Annotated in this window: 20 protein-coding genes; all 20 read left to right on the forward strand. The window is 36.2% G+C overall.

From position 1 onward, the window contains the following. Window positions 1–364 precede the first annotated feature (364 nt). Complete coding sequence (locus DVW83_RS15690) at window positions 365–445, forward strand: putative holin-like toxin (protein ID WP_113844056.1); 81 nt, start codon at window positions 365–367, stop codon at window positions 443–445. A gap of 195 nt (window positions 446–640) precedes the next feature. After that, window positions 641–853 (forward strand): hypothetical protein, encoded by a 213-nt coding sequence (locus tag DVW83_RS13145; protein WP_137239470.1) that lies wholly within the window; start codon window positions 641–643, stop codon window positions 851–853. Between the two features lie 6 nt (window positions 854–859). After that, entirely contained in the window at window positions 860–1,090 is a 231-nt protein-coding gene (locus DVW83_RS13150; protein WP_137239472.1) for a hypothetical protein, read from the forward strand. Between the two features lies 1 nt (window position 1,091). Continuing rightward, window positions 1,092–2,291: a site-specific DNA-methyltransferase gene (locus tag DVW83_RS13155; protein WP_137239474.1), complete on the forward strand. Its 1,200-nt coding sequence runs from the start codon at window positions 1,092–1,094 to the stop codon at window positions 2,289–2,291. A 142-nt stretch (window positions 2,292–2,433) separates the two neighbouring features. After that, window positions 2,434–2,640, forward strand: coding sequence for a hypothetical protein (locus DVW83_RS13160; RefSeq protein ID WP_137239476.1), 207 nt, complete (start codon window positions 2,434–2,436; stop codon window positions 2,638–2,640). A 45-nt stretch (window positions 2,641–2,685) separates the two neighbouring features. Beyond that, window positions 2,686–3,552, forward strand: coding sequence for a phage terminase small subunit (gene terS / locus DVW83_RS13165; protein WP_137239478.1), 867 nt, complete (start codon window positions 2,686–2,688; stop codon window positions 3,550–3,552). Next, window positions 3,512–4,810, forward strand: a complete 1,299-nt coding sequence (locus tag DVW83_RS13170) for a PBSX family phage terminase large subunit (protein ID WP_137239480.1) — start codon at window positions 3,512–3,514, stop codon at window positions 4,808–4,810. Before terS ends, DVW83_RS13170 begins: the two co-directional genes overlap by 41 nt. Before the next feature lie 15 nt (window positions 4,811–4,825). Then, window positions 4,826–6,325: a phage portal protein gene (locus DVW83_RS13175; RefSeq protein WP_137239482.1), complete on the forward strand. Its 1,500-nt coding sequence runs from the start codon at window positions 4,826–4,828 to the stop codon at window positions 6,323–6,325. Next, window positions 6,325–7,485 (forward strand): phage minor capsid protein, encoded by a 1,161-nt coding sequence (locus tag DVW83_RS13180; protein ID WP_137239484.1) that lies wholly within the window; start codon window positions 6,325–6,327, stop codon window positions 7,483–7,485. The genes DVW83_RS13175 and DVW83_RS13180 overlap by 1 nt, the downstream gene beginning before the upstream one ends. A 114-nt stretch (window positions 7,486–7,599) precedes the next feature. After that, window positions 7,600–8,169 (forward strand): phage scaffolding protein, encoded by a 570-nt coding sequence (locus tag DVW83_RS13185; protein ID WP_104661026.1) that lies wholly within the window; start codon window positions 7,600–7,602, stop codon window positions 8,167–8,169. Between the two features lie 2 nt (window positions 8,170–8,171). Continuing rightward, window positions 8,172–9,032, forward strand: coding sequence for a capsid protein (locus DVW83_RS13190; protein ID WP_104661027.1), 861 nt, complete (start codon window positions 8,172–8,174; stop codon window positions 9,030–9,032). A gap of 17 nt (window positions 9,033–9,049) precedes the next feature. Further along, entirely contained in the window at window positions 9,050–9,298 is a 249-nt protein-coding gene (locus tag DVW83_RS13195) for an Ig-like domain-containing protein (RefSeq protein WP_137239485.1), read from the forward strand. 31 nt (window positions 9,299–9,329) lie between these two features. Then, entirely contained in the window at window positions 9,330–9,734 is a 405-nt protein-coding gene (locus DVW83_RS13200; protein WP_137239487.1) for a hypothetical protein, read from the forward strand. Continuing rightward, a complete protein-coding gene (locus tag DVW83_RS13205; protein ID WP_137239489.1) occupies window positions 9,728–10,069 on the forward strand; it encodes a putative minor capsid protein in 342 nt (113 codons plus the stop codon). Before DVW83_RS13200 ends, DVW83_RS13205 begins: the two co-directional genes overlap by 7 nt. Further along, window positions 10,070–10,396, forward strand: coding sequence for a minor capsid protein (locus tag DVW83_RS13210; RefSeq protein ID WP_137239491.1), 327 nt, complete (start codon window positions 10,070–10,072; stop codon window positions 10,394–10,396). Continuing rightward, window positions 10,396–10,797 carry a minor capsid protein gene (locus DVW83_RS13215; RefSeq protein ID WP_104661032.1) on the forward strand — a complete coding sequence of 134 codons (402 nt, stop codon included), beginning with the start codon at window positions 10,396–10,398 and terminating at the stop codon, window positions 10,795–10,797. Before DVW83_RS13210 ends, DVW83_RS13215 begins: the two co-directional genes overlap by 1 nt. After that, on the forward strand, window positions 10,794–11,246 hold the full coding sequence (locus tag DVW83_RS13220; RefSeq protein ID WP_137239493.1) for a phage tail tube protein: 453 nt from the start codon (window positions 10,794–10,796) through the stop codon (window positions 11,244–11,246). Before DVW83_RS13215 ends, DVW83_RS13220 begins: the two co-directional genes overlap by 4 nt. Window positions 11,247–11,357: 111 nt before the next feature. After that, window positions 11,358–11,807 (forward strand): hypothetical protein, encoded by a 450-nt coding sequence (locus tag DVW83_RS13225; RefSeq protein ID WP_137239495.1) that lies wholly within the window; start codon window positions 11,358–11,360, stop codon window positions 11,805–11,807. An 8-nt stretch (window positions 11,808–11,815) separates the two neighbouring features. Further along, window positions 11,816–12,397 (forward strand): Gp15 family bacteriophage protein, encoded by a 582-nt coding sequence (locus DVW83_RS13230; protein WP_104661035.1) that lies wholly within the window; start codon window positions 11,816–11,818, stop codon window positions 12,395–12,397. Further along, window positions 12,390–14,047 (forward strand): tape measure protein (locus tag DVW83_RS13235; protein ID WP_137239497.1); only part of this gene is annotated, 1,658 nt, incomplete at its 3' end. The genes DVW83_RS13230 and DVW83_RS13235, both read left to right, overlap by 8 nt.

Below are 14,047 nucleotides of genomic sequence, written 5' to 3' on the forward strand. Positions count from 1 at the left end.
TATCTATTAATTACGTCGTTGTGGCGGAAAGGGTAGACGCTAAGCATGCGTGCTAGGTCAATGCTTCGGCAACCATGTAAGGTTCGATTCCTTGCCAGCGACTTTGGGAGGACTTATTTACACCGGACAGTGTGATAAGTATCTGACCCAAAAAGCATAAATAGCAACTGAGGATGTGGAATTGAGGATTTGAGGTGGTTCGCTAGACGGACGTGTAGGTTGCGTACATAGAAATAAGGCTAGCAAACCCGCTAACCTTGTTTTATAATATGTATTGTAGAAAAGTGAAAAGATGGTGGCAATCCATTCTAGGAGGTGATGCTTATGTATGTAGGTATCAAATCTAGAGAAAGGAGAGCCTGAATTGTCAGTATTTGAGGCGCTACAGCTAATGATTGCTTTTGCAATGTTAGTTTTGGCTATCAAAAACGACAATAAAAAATAAACCATCTTTTACTTTGGCGAGTAAGATGGTTTAAAAAGTAAATTATCCAAAAGCCACCGTCTTTTTAACGGTTCTACATTGGAGGCGTGTTTCCAGCACGTCTCTTTTTCTATCTCTATTATATCATGTGAAAATAGAAAATCAATCCAGATCACTCATTGAGTGGTCTTTTTATTTTGAAAGGAGAGTAAACTAATGAACGAAAACCAATTAAGAGAGTTATTTAAAACGAATGAAGCGAATCAGACTATGGAGGCGACATTCTACGAAACTCAAAAAAGCTTAACGTTAATCGCAAAGCAAGCTAAGTATTTCTACGATCAGCTTATTATACAAGGTTTTAATGAAGGACAGGCTATGGAGTTTATGATGCGAACCTTTTCTGCCAATAACCAACAGAAAGAGTGATACATAATGAGAAACTACTGGTATGTATCATTATCTAACAGATATCCGCAACCGAACACAAACGATCCATCGAGAGTTGTTCAATCAGTCCAGATCAAAAAGAAGTACTCCATCATTGAAATGACCAGAGAAGCTACGCCAAATGAAATTGATAAATGCAAACTTATTTATTGCGGTCATGGTTTCTTTGATGAACCAAACATTCAAAATAATATTAACAAGAATTTGAGGGATTAGAATGCAAATCGAAATAATGAAGTTGGCAAATTTAAAACCTGCTGATTATAATCCGAGAATCGAACTTACTGCAGGAATGGATGAGTATGAAAAACTGAAACAATCAATTCTCGAATTTGGATTCGTTGATCCGCCAATTTTTAACAAACGTACAGGAAATCTTGTCGGCGGTCATCAACGTGTTGCTGTGGCTAAAGATTTGGAGCTGTATGAAGAGATAGAGGTATCAGTGGTAGATTTACCTCTTGATAAAGAAAAAGCACTTAATGTGGCTCTCAATAAGATTTCTGGTCATTGGGCTGACGATAAACTGGCTTTGTTATTAAAAGAGTTAGATGCTGAAAATCTTGACTTATCCGGATTTGCTGAAGAAGAAATACAAGATGTTATAGAACAATATGATATGAAGTTGGATATGGAAACCGAAGCGATGGATGATGAATTTGAAATTGAGCTTCCGGAGAAACCTAAAGCAACATTAGGGGATATTTACCAACTAGGTAATCATCGATTAATGTGTGGTGATAGTACAAATAAAGAGCATCTCGAATTATTGATGAACGGATATAAAGCAGATCTTCTCATTACCGATCCGCCGTATAACGTAAATTACGAAGGAAAAACAGAAGATTCGTTAAAAATTCAAAACGATAATAAGACTTCTAGTGAATTTTATGAGTTTTTAAAAAGTGCCTTTGATTCAGTTACTGATTATCTGAAAGAGGGGGCTTCTTTTTATGTATGGTATGCTTCGTCAGAAGTTGTCAATTTTGTCAACTCTCTATTAGATTCTGATTTTTTAGTAAAACAAGAGTTGATCTGGCTAAAAAATTCGCTTGTTCTTGGACGGCAAGATTATCATTGGCAACATGAACCTTGTTTATATGGTTGGAAGAATGATGGCAGTCACAAGTGGTATGGAGATCGGAAACAAACAACGATTCTTGAGTTCGATAAACCTTTAGCGAATAGGGAACATCCTACTATGAAGCCTGTCCCTTTATTTGATTACCAAATAAAAAATAGTTCGAAAAAAGGCGAAAAAGTTTTAGATGTATTTGGAGGAAGTGGAATGACAATGATTGCCTGTGAACAGAATGGTAGACAGGCATATTTAATGGAGTTGGACCCTCGCTATGTAGATGTAATCGTTAATCGATGGGAAGAATTTACAGGTAAAAAGGCAATTAAGATAAACTAAATAAAAAGAAGCCGAGTGCGCTAACACCCGACTACTTCAACGAGGACACTAAGCCCCAAAAGATACAGAGAATGCCCACGCGTGGATTTCCGATACCCTCTGTATCTTTTAGCATCATAACAGATGTAGGGGTGCTTAGACAATGGAAAACGAAAACTTTGATTTAGATTATGAGATTGAAAAAGCGATGGAGAAAGCAGAATCTATTGATAAATATAAGAAGATTATTCGTATAGCTCTTGGTAAATGGCTTAAAAATCTCCAGTCAGGACAAATCAAGTTAGATAAAGTTTCCGATTTAAAGATATTAATTGAAGCTGATTTAATGTTAAAGGATATTGAGAATTAGAAAACAAAACTCAACCTAAAAAGAATGCGAGGTGGTGTGGTTTGAATGGCAAGGAAGCGTGATCCAAGACGTGATGAAGCCAAAAGGATTTGGATGGAATCAAACGGAGAAAAGCAATTAAAGGATATTGCAGATGAACTAAATATTTCAGATTCACAAGTTAGAAAATGGAAATCTATAGATAAATGGAGTGCTGAATTGAAAGGTAATGTTACCATTGGCAAAAGTAACGTTACCAATCAAGGTGGCGCACCTATCGGCAATCAGAATGCCATAGGGAATAAAGGCAATAGCCGAGCATCACCGCCAGTTGGGAACAAGAACGCTTTGAAAACAGGCGAGTATGAAACTATATTTTACGAAACATTAAGCGATGAAGAGAAGGACATCTATTCTAGTCTGAATGATGATCCTTCTTTTGTTTTGTCTGAAGAAATACGCCTACTTAAGATAAGACAATTTCGTATGATGAAGAGAATCCAACAAGCTGAAGCTGGACTAAATGATGAAGAAGTCGAACGATTGCAGCAGCTAAGAAAGATTAAAACTCCGATTGAAAAAAATGGTAAAAAGCTAGAAATCAAACGAGAGGTTATGCAAGATGTACAAGTAACAAGGAAAACTTATCGGAAAATAGATAATATTTTATCGTTAGAAGAAGCATTAACGAGAATCAGCAATAACCTAACAAAAACAATTAAGTTGTTCAATGAATTAGAGTTACAGGCTGAAAGAACTAAGATTGCAAGTATTCAAGTTAGAAAATTATCAGCTGAAACTAAGATTGTTGAGAATACTGCTGATAAGCTAACCGCTAGTGGTAAAGTCAACGAATTACTTCGTTCCTTGTTAGATGTCAAATTAGGAGGAAATGGCAGTGGCTCAGCTACAATTCAGTCAGAAACAGATTGAAAATATCAACCAAACTACTGATGGTATTACGTTTGAATTGAATGAAGGTACACCGAGGAGTGGAAAAACTACTTCTGACATCTTTAAAATGGCAAATTTCTATTTACAATCACCTGATCAGAACCATCTCGTAACTGCTTATAACCAGGAACAAGCTTATCGGATGTTTATGGATGGAGATGGATTGGGATTAGTCCATATTTTTGATGGTTGTTCTGATATACGACACGATGAACATGGTGATCATCTGTTGCTATATGCTCCAAACGGTGAAAAGAAAATTTATTATAAAGGTGGAGGAAAGATAAACTCTGTTGGAGCTATTACGGGTATGTCTTTAGGTTCTGTGACATTTCTCGAATTTAATCTATTGCACAAAGACTTTATCAATGAATGTTTTAGACGAACGTTTGCTGCTGAATGGCGCTATCACTTAGGTGAACAAAATCCACCAGCACCTAATCATCCTAATTTGGAATTGTTAGAACGTTTTGAGAAATCAGGACGTTTTTTATTTCGGCATTGGACACCAAATGATAATCCAATCTTAAACGAAGAAAGAAAAAAACAATTATATGACGAATTATCAAGTAGTGAATATCTATTAGAACGTGACTGGTACGGTCATAGAGTCTTACCACAAGGTGTTATTTATTCGATGTTCGGCAAGAAAAATAAAGCTGTTGTTATTAAAGGGAATATAGTAGAAACCTTCTTTACAGCGGATGGAGGGCAAGCAGATGCTACGACTTGTGCATTTTGGGTTGTTACTCATCACGAAGGGAAATTCTATTTATATCGCTTAGCTAACTATTACCACAGTGGAACGGACATAGGAGAAACGAAAGCAATGTCTATCTATGCCAAAGAAATTAAAAGGTTTGTTGAGTGGTGTTACACGAAATGGAAACATCTTCCTCGTTGGAATTGGTTCTTTGTTGATCCAGCCTGTAAAACACTAAGAACGGAATTAGATTTAATCGGCATTGATACTGACAAAGCTGATAACAATAGTTCTGATAAAGTTTCGAGTAATGGATTGAAGATTGAAGTCGGTATTGAACGCCTTCAAAATACGATGACTAGTGGTCAATTCATTATCTTAGAAAATGGAGAAGAATATGGTCACTACAATTTCGAAAAAGAAATATCCATGTATGTGAGAAATGATAACGGCTTGCCGATTGATAAATATAATCATGCTCTCGATGAAGCGAGGTATGGAAACAATTATTTCTATAAAACTTACATAGCCTAGAAAAGAGGTGGGGAAATGTTCGATAAATTAAAAGCTTTGTTTAGGATTGGAGGTGCAAAAATAGGAATGGTTGAAACATTGAATAGCATTACAGATCATCCAAAGATTGCTATGAGCGATAGCGAATTAAGGCGAATAAGGAACAATAAAGAAATCTATAAAAATGTTTATCCAGACGTGGAATATATTAACAGCGATGGTTATAGACAGACACGCCCTTTTCACTCATTGAACGTATCCAAAGTAGTATCCAGAAAGTTATCTAAGTTAGTGTTTAACGATGGGTGCAATATCAGTTTAGATGATGAAAAAGCTGATGAATTTTTGCAGTCGGTATTTGCTGACAATAAATTCAGGAAAAATTTCGGAGAAGAGCTAGAGGCTGGTTATGCTATTGGTGGGTTAGCTTTGAGGCCTTACGTGGATACTAATTCAGATAAAATCAAAATTTCATTTTGTCGATCTGATACATTCTTCCCTTTACAATCCAATACCAGTGATATTTCAGAAGCAGCCATCGCTACTGTAACTCAGCAATCCGAGGGACAAAAGACGATCTATTATACTTTGCTAGAATTTCATGAATGGGTTGACGGAAAGTACCGCATTAGAAACGAATTGTATCGATCTGAAGAACAAAAGCAAGTTGGTGTGAGGATCCCTCTCAACTCTTTAGAAAAGTACAAAAATCTACAGGAAGAGACCATTTTAGAAGGTTTTAGTCGTCCTCTTTTTGTCTATATCAAATTAGCAGGAAAAAATAATGTTGATTTGGATAGTCCTTTAAGTCTTGGAGTTATTGATAATGCTAAACGTCAATTAATAGACATCAATGAAAAATACGATGAGTTTATGCGAGAAATTGAAGAAGCTAGAAGAAAAATTTTAGCATCAGATCACTTTTTCAGAGTCAAGTATGACAGCAAAGGAAAACCAATAAAGCGATTTGACAGTAAAACATCTGTTTTTCAACAGCTTAAATCAGACGAACCTTTTATTGATGAATTTGTTCCATCGCTACGATCTACTGAATTTATAGCAAGTATCAATTTCATTTTGCGAATTATTGAACTCCAGACAGGCTTTTCTAGTGGAACATTTAGTTTTGATGGTCAGTCTGTTAAAACAGCGACAGAGATAATTAGCGAAAACTCGGAAACTTTTTCTACTCGATCAGATAATGTCCTTATTGTAGAAGAAGCCTTGAAAGAATTGATTACTACGATTTTTGAACTTGCTTCGGCATATAAGTTGTTTAAGCCTATGGAAGAACTGGGAATAAACATCGATTTTGATGATGGAGTTTTTCAATCGCAAGATGCCAAAGCTGATTATTACTCTAAACTAGTAACAGCTGGCTTAACATCTAAATTAAATGCTATTCAAAAATTGACTGGAGTTACAGAAAAAGAAGCGAGAAAAATAGTAAATGAAATCAGAGCAGAAACACTTGAAATAGACTATCAAGAGTTTGAACAGGAGAGAATAAATGAAGCGTTGGGAGATGAGGAGTAATGATCACTCCTCATCAACTGGATCTATGGTCTAGTAATATGGCTCATCTATATCAATCGTTAGAAGGTGAATTAATACGTATTATCATCAAACGATTGAATAGTGGTCACGATAATATTTTAGATTGGCAAAGAGAAAAACTGCAGCAGTTACATCTATTCAACAAAGAAACTACGAAAGTTATTTCTCAACTAACAGGGATTGCTGAATCTGAAATTGAAAGTATGTTTGACAGCTCTGGAGAAAAGATAGTCAGAGAATTAGACGAACAACTACCTTACGACCCTAACCCGTTACCTTCAAACCTTGATGACATCATGAAAGCTTACCATGATCAAGTTTGGTTTGATATCAATAATTATGTAAATCAAACGTTGTTATCTACCAATTTTGGCTACGGAACTGCCACTACTCAAATGTATACGGAGATTATTAATAAGACGACTGCTGCATTTAACAGTGGTTTATTTACGTTTGAAGAAGCCTTGGAAAGAACTATTCAGCAATGGGCTCAAAAAGGGATTAAGTCTACTTTTATCGATAAGGGAGGGCATGCATGGAGCCTAGAACGGTATGTTAGAACAGTTTTAAAGTCTACCCTGTCAAATACCTATGACACCTTAAGAAAAGACCGCATGAGCGAGTATGGGGTTCATACAGTAGTAGTTACAAGCCATGCAGGAGCGAGACAAGCATGTTCAAAAATTCAAGGTCATGTTGTTGATTTAAGGGCCATATCTGAATTGCCAACTAATTGGAAATACAGAAGCATCTACGATCCGTATTGGCAAGCAGAATATGGAACTGCAGGCGGTCACCGAGGCACAAATTGTCAACATCTGCATATCCCATTTATTCCTGGTGTCAACACAAATAATCAGCCTAAGTTTGATGCACAAGAAAATAAAAAAATTGCAGAACTAACAAAAAGACAGCGGTACTTAGAACGGCAGATTGTTAAGTTCAAAAAAAATCAAATGGTCGCTGAGGAATTAGGACGATCGAACAATGCTGAAAATTGGAAAAGGAAAGTACGAGCAACACAAAAACAAATTCGAGAACTAGTAGCATCTAATGATTATTTAGACAGAAATTACGCGAGGGAAAAAGTTTATACACCAGTTAACACATTGATGAAAGATTTTAGATATGACCAGTAAACAGCTAAGAAAATAGCTGTTTTTTATTTTGCCTTGTTTAGCTTGTTAAGGCGTAAAAGATAAACTGCTCCATCGTGGTCGTAGCCACGTTAAAACACGAAAGGATGAAGAGAAATGAAGAGAGAACAACTGAAAGAATTAGGTTTGACAGATGAACAAGTGAATTCTGTTATGGGGTTACACGGTCAGACTGTTACTGAATTGAACAAAACTCTTGCTACTGCAGAACAAGAGCGTGATCAATTTAAAGAACAGCTTGATTCTAACCAGACAGAGTTAGATATCCTCAAAGAATCTGCAAAAGGTAACGAAGAATTAACACAACAGTTAGCAGAGCTCCAAGAGAAATTCGATTCTGTAAAGACCGATTCTGAAACAAAGCTTGCTGAACAGCAGAAAGATTTTGCTATCAAGTTAGCTTTAAAAGAAGCAAATGCACTTGATGAAGAAATTGTGCTTGGTCAACTAGATAAAGACATTATTAAAGTAGTTGACGGTAAATTACAGGGGTTGGAAGAACAATTAAAGGGACTTCAAGAAAGTAAATCATTCTTATTTCAAGAAGCAAAAGACCCTGAACCAACTCCGCCGACACCAACGATTGTTACCCCTGGAAATCCTGCTGGTTCTACAGCGGGTGGTAAAAGTATTGTACAAAAAATTCAAGAAAGATTAGGTGAATAAATATGACTTTAGTGTTAGACTCAAAAGATTTATCAACCATTGACAAAGAATTTAGAGCTGATTCTCAAGTGTGGGATGTCTTAACTCAAGGTGCAAAAAGTATTACAGCAGCCGATTTTGTCGGAGTAAATGAAGTTCGAATCAATAAGATGTCTGGTTTTGTTGACGCGACACAATATCAACGAAATGGTGAAAATAATCGCAATAAAATTAGTATTGAAAAAGAGACGATTAAATTAACTCACGAAGACTGGTTTGGTTATGATGTAGATCAACTCGATCAATCTGAAAGTGCTGCGCTAACTATTAACAATATTGTAACTGAACACAAACGGTTAATTACTGTCCCGCACAGAGACAAAGTTGCTGTTCAAGTAATGTATGACAATGCTGGTAAAAAAGTGAATGAAACTTTAACCGAAGACAATATTCTAGCTGCATATGATGCCGCTGAAGAATATATGACTGATAATGAAGTTCCTGGTGGCTACGTAATGTTTGTATCAGCGGCTACTTATCGTTTATTAAAAAATGCCAAAGGTGTTAGCAAGTCATTCACGACAAATCAAATGTCTATCAATGGAATCAATCGAACAGTAGCTCAAATTGATGGTGGTGTTCCTATTCTAAAAGTTGCAAAAGATCGTTTTTCTGGAGTAACTATTGAAGATACACTTAATTTCATTATCGTTCCACTAACTGCAGTGGCACCGATTGTTAAGTTTGGTACTGTGGATACTGTACCGGCATCTCAGGACCGTAGTGGTTACCGTGATACCATCAAAGGCTTAGATTATTACGATGCGATTGTATTCGACAACGCTAAAAAAGCAATCTATGTTTCTTACGTCCCAAAAGTGTAGCCCCTTCAAGCGTTACATTGAACAAAACAACTCTAACGCTTGAAATAGGGGTTACAGAAACATTGGTGGCTACGGTTTTACCAGAAGGAGCTACAGATAAAACAGTAACTTTTAGTTCTAGTGATGCATCTGTCGCAAGCGTAACGCCAAAACAAGGTAGAGTAGCAGGCGTTGCCAAAGGAACCGCTACTATCACTGGTACTACAATCAATGGTAAAACAGCGACATGCGAAGTTACTGTAACAGAAGCAGGAGGAGGGGCATAGTTCCCTCTTCTTTTAACAAGGAGGGATCAACATGCCTTATATCAATTTTGAAGAATTTAAAGATTTAACAGGAAAAACAGAAGATTTCGAATCCACTTTTAGAAGATATTTAACAAAAGCATCAGCTGTTTTGGATAATATTACTAATCGGTTTTATCAACTAAATGAAATCAAAGATGATCCGATTGGTTTTCGTGTAAAACAGTTCAAATTAGCTCTATGCTCTCAAATCATCTATTTTGATGAGGTCGGAGCTGATACGTATGAAAGTATCAATAACGCTCCGCAGAGTTTTTCAGCAGGTAGAACAAGTATTTCTAATGCCAGCAGATACAACCCATCAGGAGAAAACGAAAGCAAGTCTCTTGTTTCTGAAGATATTTATATCTACTTAGAAGGGACGGGCTTGTTACATCGAGGTGTTTCGTTATGGTAATGCCTAAACCACCAATTCAATTTCTAGTGGATTCTTTTATTTATCGAGAATATTTAGGAGAAGGGGACTATAACAAACCTATCTATGGGGATTATGTGACTATAGAAAATTGTCGGATTGATCGAGGAAGTCAGTACACTTTTTCATCAAATGGCAAGCAGTTGCTTTATAATGCAGTGATTTTTTGTTACGACTCCTTAACTACTCCTTTACCGAATTTTAAAGAACAATCACTAATTATTTACGATGGGAAAGAACACATCCTCACAAAAATCGATACAGTGACAGAAGCTTATTCGAATATCGTTTATTCACACGAACTAGAGGTGGTTTGAATGGGCGTTAAAGTTGAGCTTGGAGGGGTTAGAGATAAAATTAGTCCGCAGGCTATGAATCGAGGAAGATACGCATTAGCCAACCAAGCAATGGCTGACATGAATCCATTTGTACCTAAAAAGAATAATATTCTTCGACAAAGCGCACATGTTAAAAGTGATGGTAGTGCTATTCTCTATGAAACTAAGTATGCAAGAAAGCAATTCTACTTAAACGGAAAAAAATATAGCACACCAGGAACAGGTCCAAGATGGGATCTTAAAGCAAAATCACTGTATATGCCTTCTTGGAAAAAAGCGTATTTGAAAGGAGCTGGGATCAAGTAATGGATTTTATCGATCGGATAAAAGATAAGATAAATAGTATTCCAAAACTACCGTTAAAAATGAAAAAAGGCTATCTTTCTGCTGACGAAAGTTTAGTGATCTATCCATTACCAGGCGGACAGCCTATCACAGAATATTATAATGGCATTAAAGACGTACAACTAAATTATGAAATTGCGATGAAGTCAAAAGATGGTTCTAAAATTGAGCAAACCCTTTGGCTTATTTCAGATATGCTAGAACGTGTAGAGGATGTTGCTAGTTCTGATGACACATTCGAGTTTAATAACTTAACTATAACGAGCAAACCATTCATCAACGATGCAGATGAGCAAGGTTGGTTCGTTTTTTTATTGGATTTTCAAACAAAATTAACGACATTCGAGGGGGAAAATAAATGAGATTAAAAAATGCCTTACAAAGCTATTTTATTCAACCAATTACAACCGATAATGCTAATGCAGCAACCGAAGATGGCTGGTTGGAGTTGGCAAAGTGGATTTCAAATGTGGATGATAATTCGAACGAAGAATCTGAAACCACTGGTTATTACGATGGTAACGGAGAAGGAGAAACAGATGTTACTTCTCATCAACTAGGTTATTCGTTTACTGGACTATATGACGAAGAAGATCCTGCGATGGCAGCAATCGAAAATATGATTGGAAAATCAGGTGATGCTCGAAAGGTCTGGTTCAAAGTAATATCCGCCTCTGGTAAAAAACAACGCGTTGGAAAAGCAACAGTAACAGAACCTGTTGCTCAGGTCGGCGATGCTACTGCTTATGGGGATTTCTCATGTGGTATTGCATTTGATAGTACACCTGAATCCACAGCTGTGAAGCCCTGATAATCCCCAGATAAAAACTGGGGGACTCAACAAGAAGAATTCTGATAATGAAATCTCAACGAAAAAATAATTTTAAGTTGTTTAATATGACAGCTTTTTCAGGAGGATAATATGACGAACAAACTATCATTTCAAATCGAAAAAAAAGGGTTTCCTATAAATATCGGAGAAGTAGAATTCTTTTTTGGCACTACTCCAGAAGAACTTACGCGTTTTTTTGATACTCAAGCTGAACTTGAGGAACAGGTTAAGAATCTTAAGCAACAACTTAAACAGATTAAGAATATTGAACAACCAGAAAAAGAAGACGCAATTAAGATTATTGCTCTGACAAAAGATTTGGCTAAAGTTGAATACGATTCGTTGCTTGGCGAAGGTTCATTTGAAAAAATTTATTCTGTTTATCCTGATGCCAATCAATTATTAGACTTGTTTGATCTGATTGCTTTTGAAGTTGCAGAAGCAATTGAAAGGGAAGTATTGAAACGTAAAGATACCCTTTCTAAAAAGAAAGCGGATTTATTGAAAAAGAAAGCATTGAAAAATAAGAAAAAGAAGTAGGTGGTTAGATGCGGTTAAATGACCCGTTAGTCACTTCGATAGAGTTTGACGGTACAGAGATGCCTATTGACTTAACATTCGATAACGTACTTGACGTTTTTGATATTTTGGAAGATGTCGATTTATTTCCAGAAGAAAAAGTAAATATGAGTTTAGAACTGTTGATCAGTGACTTTGAAAAAATTTTTCAAGGTTCATCTGAACAACAGTTTTTATTATTTAACCATATTTTAGAAAACTATATTTCTGTTAGCGGTAGCGAAGGTGTTGAGACTGACCGTTTAGGCAACCCTATGCCGAATGCAATTAAAAAGAAAAATAATATTAGTTTAGTCCATGATGCTAAATATATCTATGCTTCTTTTCGCCAAATAGGGATTAACTTGTTTGAAGAACAAGGCAAGCTGATGTGGGAGGAATTTCAAGCTCTGCTTGAAAGTTTGCCAGACGACACCATTCTTGCTCGAATCATTCAGATCAGGACATGGGAACCAAGCAAAGGAGAATCCGCTAAAGAAAAAGAACGTATGAGAAAGTTACAGCAAAAATATGCATTGCCTGATGCGAAGGTAGGTGAAGGTGATGGCTGATGGAAAAGTCGAGATTGAAGTTAATGTCGATGGTAACGGCGTTATTGTACTGAATAAGAGACTTGATCAATTAGAAGGTAAAAGCAATAAAGCAAGTGCCTCAATTAAAAATCTGGTTGTTTCATTAGGCCTCATCAAAGTTGCATCAGCAGCCTTTAACGCTCTAAAGAACTCATTAGACTCAGCAATTAGTCGTTTCGACACGATGCAAAAATTTCCTAAAGTTATGAAGGCTTTAGGATTTAGTGCAGAAGATTCTCAGAGATCTATCAACAAATTATCTGACGGAATTGACGGGTTGCCAACGAAATTAGATGATGTTGTAGCAAATACACAGCAAATGACAGCAATCACTGGAGAGTTAGAGAAATCCACAGATACTGTTTTAGCATTAAACAATGCATTTCTTGCATCAGGTGCTTCAACAGAAGATGCTAGTCGTGGTATGCAACAGTATAACCAGATGCTTTCTACAGGAACAGTTGACCTAGAAAGCTGGAAAACTCTTCAAGAAACAATGCCTTTAGCTCTTCAAAAAACAGCTGAAGCAATGGGCTTCGTTGGAAAATCTGCTCAAAGAGATCTCTATAATGCGCTTAAAGAAGGAACAGTAACATTTGATCAGTTCCAAGATAAATTGATTGAGCTAGGAACAGGAACAGGAATGCTTGCTAGTCTAGCAAGAGAAAATTCTTTGGGGATTTCTACTTCGTTTGGTAATTTGAAAAATGCTGTATCTAAAAATGTTGCTAATATAATAACTAAACTAGACGAAATCATTCACAAATTGACAGAGAAAACTATTGCTCAACACATAGATAGTTTGAAAGGAATTATTAATAGTTTTGGGAACTCAGTGGTTAAGTCTATGGATAGCATAATTCCGATGATAGAAAAAATCACAGAGATTATAAAACGTAATGCTACAGTATTTAGAATACTGGGTGTTGTAGTCACTTCTGTTGTAGGAGGATTTTTTGCTTTTAATTCTACTATTAGAATTATGAGCAGTGTACAATCAGCCATAAATGGTGTGAAAAAATCATTTGAATTGATGAAATTAGCAATTTTAGGGAACCCTTTTGCTCTTGTTATAGCTAGTATCTCTATTTTAGTGAGTGGCTTGATATATTTATATAAAACCAATGAAAATGTCCGAAATAGCATAAATAATTTAATTGGCAAAGCCAAAGAAATGCTTAGAAATTTTGTTAAATCACAATCCGTATCAAAACTTTTTGCAGATGGACTGAAACTTATTTCAAGAATTGGAGATAAAGTTGCTTCTATTATCGATAATATAGGGAAAAACGCTACAAATTCGGCAAGTTCTATAGATTGGTTTGGTATAGCGATTAAAACAATTGAAGCTGTTATTTTAGCTTTGTTAGGACCAATTGGATTAGTGATAAAAGCCTTTAAATTCATTGCTAAAACTTTAGGTGGCGGTGATATTGGAAAAGGGATAGATACCATCAGAGATTCTTTTTCTGATTTAGCTGACGGTATCAAAATATACGGTCCGCAACTTGGTGCGAATTTTGGTACAGCCTTAAAGGGAATTCTAGCAGCTATAGGTGCAGCTTTACCAGGGATTATTTCTGGTGGATTGGCAGTAATTGGTGGATTTATCACAGGAATTGCGCAAGG

Source organism: Enterococcus sp. VV15 (assembly GCF_005236045.1).
Lineage (GTDB): Bacteria > Bacillota > Bacilli > Lactobacillales > Enterococcaceae > Enterococcus_B > Enterococcus_B durans.